At 69.1% G+C, this 2,531-nt stretch carries 3 protein-coding genes; all 3 read right to left on the bottom strand.

Annotated elements, in window-relative coordinates; genetic code table 11:
- Positions 1-232: DsbA family protein (locus AC1D2K_RS33310; protein ID WP_478094535.1), on the bottom strand; the 232-nt coding region annotated here is incomplete at its 3' end.
- A gap of 124 nt (positions 233-356) precedes the next feature.
- A complete protein-coding gene (locus AC1D2K_RS33315; protein WP_478094536.1) occupies positions 357-1,187 on the bottom strand; it encodes an acyl-CoA thioesterase in 831 nt (276 codons plus the stop codon).
- Positions 1,188-1,265: 78 nt separating this feature from the next.
- Positions 1,266-2,462 carry an acetyl-CoA C-acyltransferase gene (locus tag AC1D2K_RS33320; protein ID WP_478094538.1) on the bottom strand — a complete coding sequence of 399 codons (1,197 nt, stop codon included), beginning with the start codon at positions 2,460-2,462 and terminating at the stop codon, positions 1,266-1,268.
- Between the last annotated feature and the right edge of the window lie 69 nt (positions 2,463-2,531).

A 2,531-nucleotide genomic window follows, 5' to 3' on the forward strand; every position in this document is an offset into this window, starting at 1 on the left:
CCCCATAGCGGCGCGCGTGACGCTTCAGGTCTTCGTTGAGGTAAGGCCTCTTGGCCGGGATCTCGGCCGGCGAATGGTTGCCGGTGGCCTGGAACACGCCGCCCAGCAGCATCGGCTTCCAGACCAGCGCCGCGCCGGTGTCCGCGCACAGGTGCGGCAGCTGGGTATAGGCCAGATAGGCGGCGGGGCTGCCGAAATCGAAATAGAAGTCGACGGATTTCGTCGTCGTCATGCGGGTCTCCTTGCGCTGCCCCTCATTGTCGCGGCAGCGGGCCGGCGCCGGGCCGCCCCAAGGCGGCCCGCAGCCCCCTCGGGGGGCAGTGAGTACACGAAGTGACGGTGCGTGGGGGCCATGTCTATTCCTTGAAGTAGACGATCTGGCTGCTGGTCGCCAGCAGGGCGCCCGCCTCGCTCCAGAGCTGCGCAGCCTGGTCGAAGTATCCATTGCGGAACTGCTGCCCGGTGGCCCGGCCCAGCAGGTAGCCGGTGCCCACTTCGGCCAGCAGCGCGGCGTCGGTATGAAAGTAGGTCGTGAGCGACACCGTGCCGATCGGCACCGGCGTGGCGCGCCGCAGCCAGACCCGCGGGTAGAAGGTGTCGCTGAGCGCCATGAGCGCGGCGAAATCCAGCGGCCGCGGCTCGGCGTCGCGCAGCCACATGCGCGTCTCGCTGGCTTCGCCGCTGCCGTCCCAACGGCTCGGGATCGAGCCGATGATCGGCCGCATCTCGTAATGCCGGACCCATTCCACGCCCTTCGGGCCGATTTGCATGGGCTCGACCGCCGAAGGCGGCGGCGCCTCGGGCATCGGAAAGTCGTTGGCGCCCCAGGTCTCGCGCCGCAGCGCCGTGACCGCCGTGCCCGTGGTGGTCACGTGCAGCTTGCCGTCGGCGCCGGTCTGCGACATCTGGATCGTCCAGTGCTGCGTCGAGCGGTTGGTGCGAACCGGCACGGCGAGCACCTCGAAGGCGCCTTCGCCGAGGGCTGCCGCGAAGTTCACCGTGGCCGCCACCGGCTCGCCGAGCAGGTCCGGATGCCGCAGCACCGCCTGCAGCATCACCGCCGCGGTCATGCCGCCGAAGGGGCCGACCATGTTCCAGTAGTCCGGACTCGTGGCGCCGAAGAAGTGGCCGGCCTGGAGGTCGCTGTGCGCGAGATCGAGGGCCTGGTCGAGAGGGTGTCGTTTCATGGTCGCAGTGTGCCTCCGTGTCGGCAAGTCGTGCAGTCGTATCGGAGACGCCTGCGCATGGTCACAAACCCTGATGGCCTAGACGCGCTCGAAGATCCCCGCCGCGCCCTGCCCCATGCCGACGCACATCGTGACCATGCCGTACTTGAGCTTCTTGCGCTGCAGTGCGTGGATGACGGTCGCCGAGCGAATGGCGCCCGTCGCGCCGAGCGGATGGCCCAGCGCGATCGCGCCGCCCATCGGGTTGACCTTGGCCGGATCCAGGCCCAGGGTGTTGATCACCGCCAGCGACTGCGCCGCGAAGGCTTCGTTGAGCTCGAACCAGTCGATGGCGTCCTGCGTCAGCCCGGCATAGCGCAGTGCCGCGGGAATCGCCTCGATCGGGCCGATGCCCATGATGTGCGGCGGCACGCCCTTGCTGGCAAAGCTCACGAAGCGCGCCAGCGGCTTCAAGTCGTACTGCTTGCAGGCCTTCTCGCTGGCGATGATCAGCGCGCCGGCGCCGTCGGAGGTCTGCGAGCTGTTGCCGGCCGTGACCGAGCCGCGCGCGGCGAACACAGTGCGCAGCTTGGCCAGCCCTTCGAGCGTGGTGTCGGGGCGCGCGCCCTCGTCGAGGCTCACGATGCGGCTCTTCGCCTTCGATTCGCCGGTGGCGAGGTCGGGCGTGCGGTCGGTGACTTCGATCGGCGTGATCTCGTCGGCGAACTCGCCGGCCTGCTGCGCGGCCAGCGCGCGGCGGTGCGACTCGAGCGCAAAAGCGTCCTGCGCCTCGCGGCTCACCTTCCACTGCTGCGCCACCTTCTCGGCCGTGAGGCCCATGCCGTAGGCAATGCCGACGTCGCCTTCGCGCTCGAAGATCGAGGGCGACAGCGACGGCGAGTTGCCCATCATCGGCACCATGCTCATGCTCTCGACACCGGCCGCGATCATCACCTCGGCCTCGCCGACGCGGATGCGGTCGGCCGCCATCTGCACCGCCGACAGCCCGGAAGCGCAGAAGCGATTGACCGTGATGCCGCCGATGCTGTGGGGCAGGCCGGCGAGCACCGCGCCGATGCGCGCCACGTTGAGGCCCTGCTGCGATTCGGGGATCGCGCAGCCGCAGATGATGTCCTCGATGGCCTTCGGGTCGAGCCCGGGCACGGCCGCCAGCGCCGCCTTCAGCGTGGTCGCGAGCAGGTCGTCGGGGCGGTAGTTGCGGAAGAAGCCGCGGTGCGACTTGCCGATCGGCGTGCGCGTGGCGGAGACGATGTAGGCATCTTGAATCTGTTTCATGAGGAGCTCCTGAAATCTCTGTTCGGGGAACACCGAGGAACCGGCTTTGCCGGGCCGCTGGTGTTGCCC

This window comes from Variovorax sp. P1_H12_2, assembly GCF_056405335.1.

What these genes read in the sequence shown, in the direction of transcription:
- AC1D2K_RS33315 (WP_478094536.1), bottom strand. Translation starts at nt 1,187, where the DNA reads ATGAAACGACACCCTCTCGACCAGGCCCTCGATCTCGCGCACAGCGAC.
- AC1D2K_RS33320 (WP_478094538.1), bottom strand. Translation starts at nt 2,462, where the DNA reads ATGAAACAGATTCAAGATGCCTACATCGTCTCCGCCACGCGCACGCCG.